This is a genomic window from Klebsiella sp. HC6 (assembly GCF_022605325.1).
Classification (GTDB): Bacteria; Pseudomonadota; Gammaproteobacteria; order Enterobacterales; family Enterobacteriaceae; genus Klebsiella; species Klebsiella terrigena.
Genome location: NZ_CP093278.1, coordinates 60,696 through 74,193 on the forward strand (window position 1 = coordinate 60,696; position 13,498 = coordinate 74,193).

Annotated in this window: 15 protein-coding genes and 2 pseudogenes; 11 read left to right on the forward strand and 6 right to left on the reverse strand. The window is 53.4% G+C overall.

The features are described 5' to 3' along the window. Nucleotides 1-20: 20 nt before the first annotated feature. The 3 genes from MMW58_RS29905 to MMW58_RS29915 are packed head-to-tail and all read left to right on the forward strand — an operon-like array spanning nt 21 to nt 2,656. The gene (locus MMW58_RS29905; protein WP_200557561.1) at nt 21-800 is read left to right on the forward strand and encodes an ABC transporter ATP-binding protein; all 780 of its coding nucleotides are present in this window, start codon (nt 21-23) and stop codon (nt 798-800) included. Beyond that, the gene (locus MMW58_RS29910; protein ID WP_200557560.1) at nt 793-1,584 is read left to right on the forward strand and encodes an ABC transporter permease; all 792 of its coding nucleotides are present in this window, start codon (nt 793-795) and stop codon (nt 1,582-1,584) included. Before MMW58_RS29905 ends, MMW58_RS29910 begins: the two co-directional genes overlap by 8 nt. 19 nt (nt 1,585-1,603) lie before the next feature. After that, complete coding sequence (locus tag MMW58_RS29915; RefSeq protein ID WP_200557559.1) at nt 1,604-2,656, forward strand: LacI family DNA-binding transcriptional regulator; 1,053 nt, start codon at nt 1,604-1,606, stop codon at nt 2,654-2,656. An 87-nt stretch (nt 2,657-2,743) separates the two neighbouring features. Here the strand turns inward: MMW58_RS29915 and MMW58_RS29920 are convergent, their stop codons facing one another. Together MMW58_RS29920 and MMW58_RS29925 are read right to left on the reverse strand one after the other, a co-directional pair. Continuing rightward, nucleotides 2,744-2,935 carry a hypothetical protein gene (locus MMW58_RS29920; protein WP_200557558.1) on the reverse strand — a complete coding sequence of 64 codons (192 nt, stop codon included), beginning with the start codon at nt 2,933-2,935 and terminating at the stop codon, nt 2,744-2,746. Between the two features lie 186 nt (nt 2,936-3,121). Beyond that, entirely contained in the window at nt 3,122-3,478 is a 357-nt protein-coding gene (locus tag MMW58_RS29925) for a hypothetical protein (RefSeq protein ID WP_241723822.1), read from the reverse strand. Here MMW58_RS29925 and MMW58_RS29930 point away from each other — a divergent pair. Further along, complete coding sequence (locus MMW58_RS29930; RefSeq protein ID WP_000019450.1) at nt 3,477-4,457, forward strand: IS5-like element ISKpn26 family transposase; 981 nt, start codon at nt 3,477-3,479, stop codon at nt 4,455-4,457. The two genes, MMW58_RS29925 and MMW58_RS29930, sit on opposite strands and share 2 nt — an antisense overlap. A 131-nt stretch (nt 4,458-4,588) precedes the next feature. Here the strand turns inward: MMW58_RS29930 and MMW58_RS29935 are convergent, their stop codons facing one another. The 3 genes from MMW58_RS29935 to MMW58_RS29945 all read right to left on the reverse strand — a co-directional run bounded on the left by MMW58_RS29935 (nt 4,589) and on the right by MMW58_RS29945 (nt 7,237). After that, nucleotides 4,589-4,942, reverse strand: a complete 354-nt coding sequence (locus MMW58_RS29935; protein ID WP_241723823.1) for a hypothetical protein — start codon at nt 4,940-4,942, stop codon at nt 4,589-4,591. Nucleotides 4,943-4,978: 36 nt separating this feature from the next. Then, the gene (locus tag MMW58_RS29940) at nt 4,979-6,091 is read right to left on the reverse strand and encodes a response regulator (RefSeq protein ID WP_241723824.1); all 1,113 of its coding nucleotides are present in this window, start codon (nt 6,089-6,091) and stop codon (nt 4,979-4,981) included. Between the two features lie 165 nt (nt 6,092-6,256). Then, nucleotides 6,257-7,237 (reverse strand): IS5-like element ISKpn26 family transposase, encoded by a 981-nt coding sequence (locus tag MMW58_RS29945; RefSeq protein WP_000019450.1) that lies wholly within the window; start codon nt 7,235-7,237, stop codon nt 6,257-6,259. Nucleotides 7,238-7,304: 67 nt separating this feature from the next. Here MMW58_RS29945 and MMW58_RS29950 point away from each other — a divergent pair. From MMW58_RS29950 to MMW58_RS29980, 7 genes and pseudogenes are all read left to right on the forward strand, one after another. Then, nucleotides 7,305-7,517 (forward strand): annotated as a pseudogene (locus MMW58_RS29950) (helix-turn-helix domain-containing protein); the annotation flags it as partial. Between the two features lie 119 nt (nt 7,518-7,636). After that, nucleotides 7,637-7,927, forward strand: a complete 291-nt coding sequence (locus MMW58_RS29955; protein WP_016241603.1) for a putative quinol monooxygenase — start codon at nt 7,637-7,639, stop codon at nt 7,925-7,927. A 172-nt stretch (nt 7,928-8,099) separates the two neighbouring features. Further along, entirely contained in the window at nt 8,100-9,080 is a 981-nt protein-coding gene (locus tag MMW58_RS29960) for an IS5-like element ISKpn26 family transposase (RefSeq protein WP_000019450.1), read from the forward strand. Nucleotides 9,081-9,226: 146 nt separating this feature from the next. Continuing rightward, nucleotides 9,227-9,421 (forward strand): annotated as a pseudogene (locus tag MMW58_RS29965) (IS3 family transposase); the annotation flags it as partial. Nucleotides 9,422-9,437: 16 nt separating this feature from the next. Continuing rightward, nucleotides 9,438-10,601: a 1,3-propanediol dehydrogenase gene (gene dhaT, locus MMW58_RS29970; RefSeq protein ID WP_004150927.1), complete on the forward strand. Its 1,164-nt coding sequence runs from the start codon at nt 9,438-9,440 to the stop codon at nt 10,599-10,601. A gap of 20 nt (nt 10,602-10,621) precedes the next feature. After that, nucleotides 10,622-10,975: a glycerol dehydratase reactivase beta/small subunit family protein gene (locus MMW58_RS29975; RefSeq protein WP_054627500.1), complete on the forward strand. Its 354-nt coding sequence runs from the start codon at nt 10,622-10,624 to the stop codon at nt 10,973-10,975. After that, on the forward strand, nt 10,976-11,506 hold the full coding sequence (locus MMW58_RS29980; RefSeq protein ID WP_004210508.1) for a cob(I)yrinic acid a,c-diamide adenosyltransferase: 531 nt from the start codon (nt 10,976-10,978) through the stop codon (nt 11,504-11,506). Here MMW58_RS29980 and dhaR read toward each other — a convergent pair. Beyond that, nucleotides 11,484-13,409, reverse strand: coding sequence for a dihydroxyacetone kinase operon transcriptional regulator DhaR (gene dhaR, locus MMW58_RS29985; RefSeq protein WP_096000324.1), 1,926 nt, complete (start codon nt 13,407-13,409; stop codon nt 11,484-11,486). The genes MMW58_RS29980 and dhaR overlap by 23 nt on opposite strands. Between the last annotated feature and the right edge of the window lie 89 nt (nt 13,410-13,498).

The window sequence follows — 13,498 nt, forward strand, 5'->3', positions numbered from 1 at the left end:
GAAATTATTAGGATTGAGTTATGTCATCTACAAAGTTATCCCTCAGGAAAGTTACCAAGCGTTTCGGCGATATGGTAGCACTGGCACCCACGGATCTGGATATTGAGAAAGGTGAGTTCATTTGTGTAGTGGGACCATCCGGCTGCGGTAAAAGCACATTATTTAATATGATAGCCGGCGTACTGATGCCTGACAGTGGCACCATTGCTATTGATGGTCGGGATGTAACCGGCCAGAGTGGCCAGGTTGGGTATATGCTTCAGAAAGATCTGCTGCTTCCCTGGTTGACCGTAATAAATAATATTGTACTGGGTGCAACGCTGCAGGGGGCAGTAACCAAAGCACAACTCGCCGAAGGCGTGGCACTTGCTACCCGTTATGGCTTGGGTGACTTTATTGACCATTATCCGAGTGCACTTTCGGGGGGGATGCGGCAGAGAGTGGCTCTAATGCGCACTTTAGCCATGAAGCGCGATGTCATGCTGCTAGATGAGCCTTTTGGCGCACTGGACTCACAAACACGTCTGGCAATGCAGCAGTGGTTATTGTCTGTGTGGGCGGAGCAGAAACGCACAGTCATTTTTGTCACCCATGATATTGATGAAGCAATTTATCTGGCAGATCGTGTGGTGGTTATGTCTCCAAGGCCGGGCAGAATACAGCAAATTTTGAAGGTCGAATTGCCACGACCCCGAGATATGTCGAGCCTGACAACGCCACAGTTTACGCATTTAAAGCGCCAGATACTCGATCTCATCTATAACGGAACCTTGCCTCAGGAAATCGCTGTCAATGAATAATAAATTAATTTTCTCTGTTCTGGGGCCGGTCATTGCGCTGGTAATGGTGCTGCTGGTATGGGGAATGGCTGTTCAGTATTACAACATTCCTGCCTATGTGCTTCCTTCGCCGGGGCTGACCTGGCAACATATCGTTTCCGACTGGCAGGTCTTGTGGCAAGGATTTGAGATAACCTTTGCCACCTTTTTGTTAGGGTTCATTGTTGGTGCCGGTGCCGGATTTATTTTCGCCGTGATGATGGATGCCAGCCCTTTCATACGGAGCGTGCTTTACCCGATTCTGATTGCCAGCCAGGCTGTTCCCGTTATTGCCATTTCTGCGGCGCTGACGATTTGGCTAGGATTTGGTCTCGCCCCAAAATTAGTGATCGTCGCGCTTGTGGTATTTTTCCCAGTAGTCGTTAACGTGCTGGATGGCCTCAATTCGGTTGACCGCGACATGCTGAACCTAGTGAAGTCAATGGGTGGTTCAAAAATCAGTGCATTTCGCTATGTGAAACTGCCGGCGACCTATACACCGCTATTCTCTGCCCTTAAACTCTCCGCAACTTTTAGTGTGACCGGTGCTGTAATTGGTGAATGGACAGCCTCCACCAGTGGAGGGCTTGGTGCTTATTTGTTGCAGGCGAATTCAAGGCTGAATACGGCTGGTACCTTTTCCGCTATTGGCTTCTTGGCGCTGCTGGGCGTAGTCAGTTTTTTACTGGTATTGATGTTGGAGCATGTGGTCACGCCTTGGCGAACATCCTCTCGTGCGCGCAGTTGGTCACGCTACCGTTCTTAATTTTGCAGGGGCTACATTGATGTCTGAAAGTGTTCCAAAAACAACCGGGTCACGCCGTCCCACAATTCGGGATGTTGCCCGTCTGGCTGACGTGTCCGTAGGCACTGTTAGTGCAGTTATTAACGACAGTGGACGCCCCGTTGCTGAGAGGACACGCGATCATGTCATGCGCTGTATCGCCGAACTGGGCTTTGAACCCAACAGTGCTGCTCGTAGTTTAAAACATCAGCGACTGTCGTCTATTGGTTTTGTCGTGCCAGATTTAAGTAACGCTTTTTTTGCCGCTATTGCGGAAGGTATTCACAGCATTCTGAGAGAATTTGACTGCCTGTTAGTGCTGTGTCTGACGGGTTCTGATACTCAGCGTGAAGAATATTACGCAAGGGTTTTACGCACTCAGCGGTTGAATGGGGTTATTTATCTGTCGGGTAGTGGGCTGCCATGTCAGTCACTACAGGAACTGGCGCAGATCGGCTCGGTGATATTTGTCGACGAGTGTCTACCCGGCGTTAATATTCCCTTTATCAGTTCACAGAATTTAATCGGGGCGCGAACGCTGGCAAATTACGTCCTGCAGCAAAACCATCGGAAATTAGCCATTGTCACTGGCCCACAGGGATTGTGGACTAGCGAACAACGCCAGGCAGGTTTTCGAGAAGCATTTATCGGTGCCAATATAGAACCGGAATCAGTTCCCATGATAAGAGGCGATTACACAGAAGAATCGGGACGCCGCGCGGCAGAGATCCTGACAGCACTGCCTTCGGGCCAACGTCCCACGGCAGTGCTGTGTGCCAATGACATGATGGCGATAGGATTTGTACGACGTTGTTTGGAGCTTAAAATTAACGTTCCGGGCGATATCAGTGTTACCGGTTTTGATGATATTCCTGAGTCCAGACTCATCCAGCCAGAATTAACTACAGTTCGCCAACCGGGTCACGAGATGGGACGTGCAGCGGCCAAACTGTTGTTGCAGCATATAGGTGTCAGTAGCGATGTACTTAACGAGCGAGATTTTGCTACAGAACTCTGTATCCGTCATTCTGTAGCAAAGCTGGATCCTGCGTAACCGGTAACCAGCGAAGATTACTTTGTCGCGTCACGCAGCTTTACAATGAGCTCACGGTACAACTATCAACAAGGCAGGTAGCGACGATTACCCCCCAAGATTTTCCAGTAACCGAATGCCACTGCTGCAGGTCAGTGCCTGCCGGGCACGATAAACCGTCTGCAGGTAATGGAGCTTGGCTTCTAGGCCGTATTGCGTTGGTCGAGACTGCGCCAGCACAATAAATGCTTTCTGTAATCGGATATGCACCTCGACAAGAGCCGCGCGAGTTTCAGTCATACATCCGTACTTATCAAGGTGCTGTATCCAGCGGAGCAGGGTAATGACAATTATTACGATGATCATAAGCCTGACAAAAAATAGCACGACCCGGTAATGATTTCGTGAACCCCACACCCACAATTTAACATAAAATGCATTAAGCGTAGTTGCACTGCAGTGGCTAAAGATTGGTGAAAGACACCATTAGACGCTAAAAGGAATTTTAAAAAGCTCAAACGTATTGAACGCAATTTGAACATCATGCTTTTTAATTTTGGTATTAGTATATTTATTTGAGTCATCTACCAACTGAGAGATGATTTTTTTATCTTGCTTGTTTATTTTCATACCAAAGTAGATGCCAGTCATTTGTTTTCTATCGAAACTGTAAATGCCAGATTTTTTCTTTTTTATAACTCTAACCTCTTGTTCGTATTCCCAAACCTTTGCTTTAACCAAGCAAGCATTAGTCCCTGTGGTATCTGAGTTAGGGAAGGTGCGAACAAGTTCCTGATATGAGATCATCATATTCATCCGGAGCGCATCCCAGAGGGACATCATGAGCCATCAACTCACCTTCGCCGATAGTGAATTCAGCACTAAGCGCCGTCAGACCCGAAAAGAGATTTTCCTCTCCCGCATGGAGCAGATTCTGCCATGGCAGAATATGACCGCTGTCATCGAGCCGTTTTATCCCAAGGCGGGCAATGGCCGACGGCCCTATCCGCTGGAGACCATGCTGCGTATTCACTGCATGCAGCATTGGTACAACCTGAGCGACGGTGCCATGGAAGATGCCCTGTACGAAATCGCCTCCATGCGCCTGTTTGCCCGATTATCCCTGGATAGCGCCCTGCCGGATCGCACCACCATCATGAATTTCCGCCACCTGCTCGAGCAGCATCAACTGGCCCGTCAATTGTTCAAGACCATCAATCGCTGGCTGGCCGAAGCAGGCGTCATGATGACCCAAGGCACTTTGGTGGATGCCACCATCATTGAGGCACCCAGCTCTACCAAGAACAAAGAGCAGCAACGCGATCCGGAGATGCATCAGACCAAGAAAGGCAATCAGTGGCACTTTGGCATGAAGGCCCACATTGGTGTCGATGCCAAGAGTGGCCTGACCCACAGCCTGGTCACCACCGCGGCCAACGAGCATGACCTCAATCAGCTGGGTAATCTGCTTCATGGAGAGGAGCAATTTGTCTCAGCCGATGCCGGCTACCAAGGAGCGCCACAGCGCGAGGAGCTGGCCGAGGTGGATGTGGACTGGCTGATCGCCGAGCGTCCCGGCAGGGTAAAAACCTTGAAGCAGCATCCGCGCAAGAACAAAACGGCCATCAACATCGAATACATGAAAGCCAGCATCCGTGCCAGGGTGGAGCACCCGTTTCGCATCATCAAGCGGCAGTTCGGCTTCGTGAAAGCCAGATACAAGGGGCTGCTGAAAAACGATAACCAACTGGCGATGTTATTCACCCTGGCCAACCTGTTTCGGGTGGACCAAATGATACGTCAGTGGGAGAGATCTCAGTAAAAACCGGAAATAACGCCAGAAATGGTGGAAAAAATAGCCTAAATAGGCTGATTCGATTGTTTGCGGGAAAAAAATCGGCCCAGATCCGCGAAATTTTAATCAGCGAGTCAGCTTGGGAAGAAATGACCTGCTTATTCGCACCTTCCCAAGACGCCATCTTCGCTCACGGCAAGGTTATCTTTTTCAGATCGGTCAATGGTGTGTTCTTCTGATAAAACACGTTCTGTTTCGTTTTGGTATACGGCCGTTAAGCTTTCTATTGAGAGCAGCTTCTCTCTAATGATTGCTGCTTCTCTCTCCGATGAGATCTTCAACTCTTCATTTACTTTTGTGTAAATGTATTCCATGTTGTCGGAACTGATAAAATGGTTACTTATTAGGTAAACGGCAATAAGAACCAATTCCACCAGAATGAGGGGAATGATTCCGGTTTTGACCATTGAACGCCACACCCACGATTGTGTGGTGATTTTCTTGTCTTTCATGTTTGTCTCAGAAACGGCTATAAGTACTTGTCTTATCTAGTTAGTGTATTCTTGAGCAATGGCATCGAGTTCATCTGTAATTTCAGCGAAGGCATCGATGATAGTAGGGTCAAATTGAGTGCCTTTGCCTGACACAATGATATTTACTGCGTCTGAATGTGAAAACGCAGGTTTATAAACTCGCTTGCTGATGAGCGCATCATAGACGTCTGCTATAGCCATGAGTCGGGCGGACAACGGAATTTGCTCTCCAGCAAGACCTAATGGGTATCCTTCACCATCCCAGCGTTCGTGATGTGAGTAGGCGATCTCTTTTGCGACAATCAAGAACTTCATAGGCTGGCCGCATACTTTCTCAGCATTTTTAATCGCTTCATAACCGATGGTGGTATGAGTTTTCATCACTCGAAATTCATCGTCGGTCAGGGAGCCTTCTTTCTGCAAGATGTTGTCTGGAATGCCTATTTTCCCGATATCGTGCAGAGGCGCTGATTTATATAACAGGGCAATAAAGTCATCGGTCAGTTCTGAAACATAACGCGAGTTTTGGCGTAATTGCTCTGCTAAACGTTTTATGTAAGCTTGGGTACGTTTAATGTGGTTACCCGTTTCGTTATCGCGGGCTTCGGCTAACGAAATCATGGCATAAATGGAAACATCTTGAATTGCGTGAAGCTCTTCTTTTTGCCGCAAAGCTTCGTTGGTTCGTCTTTCGACCTCTTGCTCTAGCACTTGATTCTTGTCTTTTAAGATATCGGAAGCCACTTTGAGAGATACATGTGTTTTAACACGTGCCTTCACGACCTCTGGGTTAATTGGTTTGGTTATGTAGTCAACGGCACCCAATTTTAGCCCTTTATGTTCATCGACTCTTTCAGCTTTAGCTGTGAGGAATATTATCGGGATATCACTGGTTGCTGGGTTTGATTTAAGCTGCTGGCATACTTGATAACCATCTATTTCCGGCATCATGATATCGAGCAAGATCAAATCTGGATTAGCAGTTTCGGCAAGTGTAAGCCCGCGCTCACCGCCGTTTGCCCCTTTTACCTTATAATCATCTTTAAGTAGCTGATACATCAGCGTGAGGTTTTCTGGAGTATCGTCGATAACCAATACAGTTGGCTTCGATGAAGAAAAATCGAACATACTTCCTCCTTTTGGCAGGGAAGGTGCGAATAAGCAGGTCATTTCTTCCCAAGCTGACTCGCTGATTAAAATTTCGCGGATCTGGGCCGATTTTTTTCCCGCAAACACATCGAATCAGCCTATTTAGGCTATTTTTTCCACCATTTCTGGCGTTATTTCCGGTTTTTACTGAGATCTCTCCCACTGACGTATCATTTGGTCCACCCGAAACAGGTTGGCCAGGGTGAATAACATCGCCAGTTGGTTATCGTTTTTCAGCAGCCCCTTGTATCTGGCTTTCACGAAGCCGAACTGCCGCTTGATGATGCGAAACGGGTGCTCCACCCTGGCACGGATGCTGGCTTTCATGTATTCGATGTTGATGGCCGTTTTGTTCTTGCGCGGATGCTGCTTCAAGGTTTTTACCCTGCCGGGACGCTCGGCGATCAGCCAGTCCACATCCACCTCGGCCAGCTCCTCGCGCTGTGGCGCTCCTTGGTAGCCGGCATCGGCTGAGACAAATTGCTCCTCTCCATGAAGCAGATTACCCAGCTGATTGAGGTCATGCTCGTTGGCCGCGGTGGTGACCAGGCTGTGGGTCAGGCCACTCTTGGCATCGACACCAATGTGGGCCTTCATGCCAAAGTGCCACTGATTGCCTTTCTTGGTCTGATGCATCTCCGGATCGCGTTGCTGCTCTTTGTTCTTGGTAGAGCTGGGTGCCTCAATGATGGTGGCATCCACCAAAGTGCCTTGGGTCATCATGACGCCTGCTTCGGCCAGCCAGCGATTGATGGTCTTGAACAATTGACGGGCCAGTTGATGCTGCTCGAGCAGGTGGCGGAAATTCATGATGGTGGTGCGATCCGGCAGGGCGCTATCCAGGGATAATCGGGCAAACAGGCGCATGGAGGCGATTTCGTACAGGGCATCTTCCATGGCACCGTCGCTCAGGTTGTACCAATGCTGCATGCAGTGAATACGCAGCATGGTCTCCAGCGGATAGGGCCGTCGGCCATTGCCCGCCTTGGGATAAAACGGCTCGATGACAGCGGTCATATTCTGCCATGGCAGAATCTGCTCCATGCGGGAGAGGAAAATCTCTTTTCGGGTCTGACGGCGCTTAGTGCTGAATTCACTATCGGCGAAGGTGAGTTGATGGCTCATGATGTCCCTCTGGGATGCGCTCCGGATGAATATGATGATCTCATATCAGGAACTTGTTCGCACCTTCCTTAGCCGTCTGTTTCGCCAGGAAACGGGAAAGTCACCGGCTAAAGCCATTGAAGGGCTTCGGCTGGAGGCTGCCAGGCTGATGATTGAACAAAGCCACCTGTCTCTGGATTCTATCGCCCGTGAATCAGGCTTTCGTGACGGACGCCATATGCGGGAAGTGTTTATCCGTGGTTACGGCATTCCGCCGCAGTCGTTACGCAGTGGGCGATAAACCCTGATACCCGCATTTTCACCCGAAAAGTGAAGGTATTAGCACAAAAAAAGGATTTTCAACCGCCGCCACGGGTGTATGCTTATGCCATCGCTTAACTCATCAAAAGGAATATGAAAATGCATGACGCTGTGACTATTGTGGCCACCATTACCGCGCATTCAGGCTCGCGTGAGAAAGTCCTTCAGGCGCTGAAGACGGTAGAGCGTGACGTCCAGGGCGAACCGGGCTGCGAGCTGTATCAACTGCATCTGAACCGCGAGAACGATCACCAGTTCGTGATGATTGAGCGCTGGCAGTCCGCGAAGATGCTGGAGCAACACGCTCAGGCTGCCCCTTTCGGCGCGCTGGTTCGCGCAATTGAAGGTATTGCGGATCTACAGGTCACAACCTTGACCACCTCCGTCTGACGAACGACCGGCTCGCTGGTTATCCGGCGAGTCGACGACCTGCCCGTGGCAATTGCCGATGGCTGAGAGCACAAAGGTGCGACGGTCGATAAACGAAAGCTCAGGGAAGGTGCGAACAAGTTCCTGATATGAGATCATCATATTCATCCGGAGCGCATCCCAGAGGGACATCATGAGCCATCAACTCACCTTCGCCGATAGTGAATTCAGCACTAAGCGCCGTCAGACCCGAAAAGAGATTTTCCTCTCCCGCATGGAGCAGATTCTGCCATGGCAGAATATGACCGCTGTCATCGAGCCGTTTTATCCCAAGGCGGGCAATGGCCGACGGCCCTATCCGCTGGAGACCATGCTGCGTATTCACTGCATGCAGCATTGGTACAACCTGAGCGACGGTGCCATGGAAGATGCCCTGTACGAAATCGCCTCCATGCGCCTGTTTGCCCGATTATCCCTGGATAGCGCCCTGCCGGATCGCACCACCATCATGAATTTCCGCCACCTGCTCGAGCAGCATCAACTGGCCCGTCAATTGTTCAAGACCATCAATCGCTGGCTGGCCGAAGCAGGCGTCATGATGACCCAAGGCACTTTGGTGGATGCCACCATCATTGAGGCACCCAGCTCTACCAAGAACAAAGAGCAGCAACGCGATCCGGAGATGCATCAGACCAAGAAAGGCAATCAGTGGCACTTTGGCATGAAGGCCCACATTGGTGTCGATGCCAAGAGTGGCCTGACCCACAGCCTGGTCACCACCGCGGCCAACGAGCATGACCTCAATCAGCTGGGTAATCTGCTTCATGGAGAGGAGCAATTTGTCTCAGCCGATGCCGGCTACCAAGGAGCGCCACAGCGCGAGGAGCTGGCCGAGGTGGATGTGGACTGGCTGATCGCCGAGCGTCCCGGCAGGGTAAAAACCTTGAAGCAGCATCCGCGCAAGAACAAAACGGCCATCAACATCGAATACATGAAAGCCAGCATCCGTGCCAGGGTGGAGCACCCGTTTCGCATCATCAAGCGGCAGTTCGGCTTCGTGAAAGCCAGATACAAGGGGCTGCTGAAAAACGATAACCAACTGGCGATGTTATTCACCCTGGCCAACCTGTTTCGGGTGGACCAAATGATACGTCAGTGGGAGAGATCTCAGTAAAAACCGGAAATAACGCCAGAAATGGTGGAAAAAATAGCCTAAATAGGCTGATTCGATGTGTTTGCGGGAAAAAAATCGGCCCAGATCCGCGAAATTTTAATCAGCGAGTCAGCTTGGGAAGAAATGACCTGCTTATTCGCACCTTCCTTAGAGAACAATTTATTGAATTCAATGAATTGTTGCTTTTTGAGGACCTGAATTTGTTTAATCAAAGAATGGCTGAATATCTGGTGCTGTATAACAGCAAAAGGCCACATAAATCACTCGAACTGATGACGCCAGTGGACTATATTTTACGTGAGAGTAAAAATTGCAATATGTGGTGGACCCATACAACCTGAAGCGAGAAGGTATATTATGAGCTATCGTATGTTTGATTATCTGGTGCCAAACGTTAACTTTTTTGGCCCCAACGCCATTTCCGTAGTCGGCGAACGCTGCCAGCTGCTGGGGGGGAAAAAAGCCCTGCTGGTCACCGACAAAGGCCTGCGGGCAATTAAAGATGGCGCGGTGGACAAAACCCTGCATTATCTGCGGGAGGCCGGGATCGAGGTGGCGATCTTTGACGGCGTCGAGCCGAACCCGAAAGACACCAACGTGCGCGACGGCCTCGCCGTGTTTCGCCGCGAACAGTGCGACATCATCGTCACCGTGGGCGGCGGCAGCCCGCACGATTGCGGCAAAGGCATCGGCATCGCCGCCACCCATGAGGGCGATCTGTACCAGTATGCCGGAATCGAGACCCTGACCAACCCGCTGCCGCCTATCGTCGCGGTCAATACCACCGCCGGCACCGCCAGCGAGGTCACCCGCCACTGCGTCCTGACCAACACCGAAACCAAAGTGAAGTTTGTGATCGTCAGCTGGCGCAACCTGCCGTCGGTCTCTATCAACGATCCGCTGCTGATGATCGGTAAACCGGCCGCCCTGACCGCGGCGACCGGGATGGATGCCCTGACCCACGCCGTAGAGGCCTATATCTCCAAAGACGCTAACCCGGTGACGGACGCCGCCGCCATGCAGGCGATCCGCCTCATCGCCCGCAACCTGCGCCAGGCCGTGGCCCTCGGCAGCAATCTGCAGGCGCGGGAAAACATGGCCTATGCCTCTCTGCTGGCCGGGATGGCTTTCAATAACGCCAACCTCGGCTACGTGCACGCCATGGCGCACCAGCTGGGCGGCCTGTACGACATGCCGCACGGCGTGGCCAACGCTGTCCTCCTGCCGCATGTGGCCCGCTACAACCTGATCGCCAACCCGGAGAAATTCGCCGATATCGCTGAACTGATGGGCGAAAATATCACCGGACTGTCCACTCTCGACGCGGCGGAAAAAGCCATCGCCGCTATCACGCGTCTGTCGATGGATATCGGTATTCCGCAGCATCTGCGCGATCTGGGAGTAAAAGAGGCCGACTTCCCCTACATGGCTGAGATGGCTCTGAAAGACGGCAATGCGTTCTCGAACCCGCGTAAAGGCAACGAGCAGGAGATTGCCGCGATTTTCCGCCAGGCATTCTGAGTGTTAACGAGGGGACCGTCATGTCGCTTTCACCGCCAGGCGTACGCCTGTTTTACGATCCGCGCGGGCACCATGCCGGCGCCATCAATGAGCTGTGCTGGGGGCTGGAGGAGCAGGGGGGCCCCTGCCAGACCATAACCTATGACGGAGGCGGTGACGCCGCTGCGCTGGGCGCCCTGGCGGCCAGAAGCTCGCCCCTGCGGGTGGGTATCGGGCTCAGCGCGTCCGGCGAGATAGCCCTCACTCATGCCCAGCTGCCGGCGGACGCGCCGCTGGCTACCGGACACGTCACCGATAGCGACGATCATCTGCGTACGCTCGGCGCCAACGCCGGGCAGCTGGTTAAAGTCCTGCCGTTAAGTGAGAGAAACTGAATGTATCGTATCTATACCCGCACCGGGGATAAAGGCACCACCGCCCTGTACGGCGGCAGCCGCATCGAGAAAGACCATATTCGCGTCGAGGCCTACGGCACCGTCGATGAACTGATATCCCAGCTGGGCGTCTGCTACGCCACGACCCGCGACGCCGGGCTCCGGGAAAGCCTGCACCATATTCAGCAGACGCTGTTCGTGCTGGGGGCTGAACTGGCCAGCGATGCGCGGGGCCTGACCCGCCTGAGCCAGACGGTCGGCGAAGAGGAGATCACCGCCCTGGAGCGGCTTATCGACCGCAATATGGCCGAGAGCGGCCCGTTAAAACAGTTCGTGATCCCGGGGAGGAATCTCGCCTCTGCCCAGCTGCACGTGGCGCGCACCCAGTCCCGTCGGCTCGAACGCCTGCTGACGGCCATGGACCGCGCGCATCCGCTGCGCGACGCGCTCAAACGCTACAGCAATCGCCTGTCGGATGCCCTGTTCTCCATGGCGCGTATCGAGGAGACTAGGCCTGATGCTTGCGCTTGAACTGGCTGGCGTCAATATCGTACTGCTTCATTTTGCGCCACAGGGTGGTGCGGCCGATATTGAGCAGCTGCGACATCTCCTGCACCCGCCCGCTGGTCACCCGGGCGGCGTGAATAATAGCTTCCTTTTCGATGGCGCTAAAGGTCAGGCTGGCCGGCAGCAGCGATGACGCGCTATCCCCGCCCGGCCGCTCGGAAAAGAGATATTCCGGCAGATTACTCAGGCGAATGTGGCCGTTGTCGCTGCTGATGGCGATATTCTCAATGACGCTGTTGAGCTCAAAATCATTCCCCGGCCATGAGTAGGCCACCAGCTGCGCCAGCGCGTCATCGTCCACTTTCAGTCGCGAAGAGAAACGCTTCCCCAGGCTCTTCAACCGGTTATGCACCAGCGACGGAATACTGTTGCGTCGGGCGCGCAGCGGCGGGATGACGATCTCAAAGGAGTGCAGCGCATAGTACAGCTGGCGGCTAAAGCGGTTCTGTTCCACCAGATTGGCCAGATCGACGGTGGTGGTGGCAATCACCTTCACATCCACCGGGATCAGGCGCCGGGCGTCGAGGCGGGTGAGCACCCCCTGCTTAATCACCTGCAGCAGGGCCGACTGCAGCTCCGGCGCCAGATACTCGATCTTTTCCAGAAACAGGGTGCCGCCGTTGGCCAGCTCAAGGCGGCTCAGGCGACCATTTTCATCGTCGGTAGGGGCGCTGCCCATAAAGTCCTGGCCCAGCACGCTGTCGGCATATAGCTGGCAGTTGACGGCGATGTAGGGGCCGCCCGCCCGTTCGCTTTCATTGTGGATAGCCTGGCTCAGCAGCTCTTTCCCAACCCCCTCTTCGCCGCACAGCAGCACCGGGAAGCCACCGCGCGCCGCCTGGCGGCCAAAGTGGATCAGGCGTCGGGTTTCCGGATCGTCGGCAGACATCTGCTCAAAGGTGTGGCTCACTTTACCGAGCTGGCTGGTCATCAGCTGCCGCATCTGCTCCACCGGGTGCAGCAGCAGAATAAAACTGTTGCCTTGCGCCTCGACAATCGGTTTTAAGGTGATCACCGCATCGACAAACTGATGCTGACTTTCAAAGGTGACTTCGACGTGATTCAGGCCGCGGGCGTGTTTGATGGCGCGGCGCAGCAGCGCCGGGAGGGTCACCAGATCGGCGATATTTTTCCCCTGGCTGGCCTGAGCATCAAGATGCAACAGTCTCGCCGCCTGAACATTGAGAAACTGCAGCACGCCCTGTTCGTTCCACGCCATCACCCCATCGTCCATGCTCTCCAGCAGGCCGTACATCTGATTGAGGTGACGGTTGGATTCCGCCAGCAGGCTGTCGGTAAGCAGGGAGTTACCCACCTCGCGGGCGATGGCCAGCGTCAGGGAGAGGTCGGCGCTGGACTGGTGCTCGACCAGACAGCAAAGCGAGATAGAGCCGAACAGCCGCCCGTGGTTATCAAACACCGGCGTCGAGCAAAAACTCCATGGCTGTAGCGCCTGCTTAAAATGCCGATCGCCGGCGGTGTTGATCGGCTGGCCCTGCATCGTGGCCAGCGACAGCGCGCAGGTGCCGATAATGCTCTCCGCACAATAGCTGCCGTCGCGAAATCCCAGGGCAGCCAGCTGGGCCAGGGTTTGCGGCTCGCCGCAACGGCTCAGGATGCAGGCAGACTCATCAAGAATAAACAGCGCGCAGGGGCGGCCGTCCATAAACTCCCAGGCGTCTTCCAGCGCCGCCTGGCCGATGGTCAGCAGCGCGGTTTTACGCCGACAGATGGAGTCGAAGGTCAGGCCCTGGGCCTGGTGCGGCGTTTGCCAGGTTTCGCGCTGCATAAACTTGCTGCAGCGGTGCCATGACTGGGCGATGACGGAAGAGACCACCTTCCCGGTTTCCTGAGTCTGAACAGTCATATCCTTTTCCGCGTTGTACCATAGAGAACCCCTCCGGCAGCGACTGCCGGAGGGGAGAAAGAAAAACCGCTGACCTGGGCCAGCGGTTT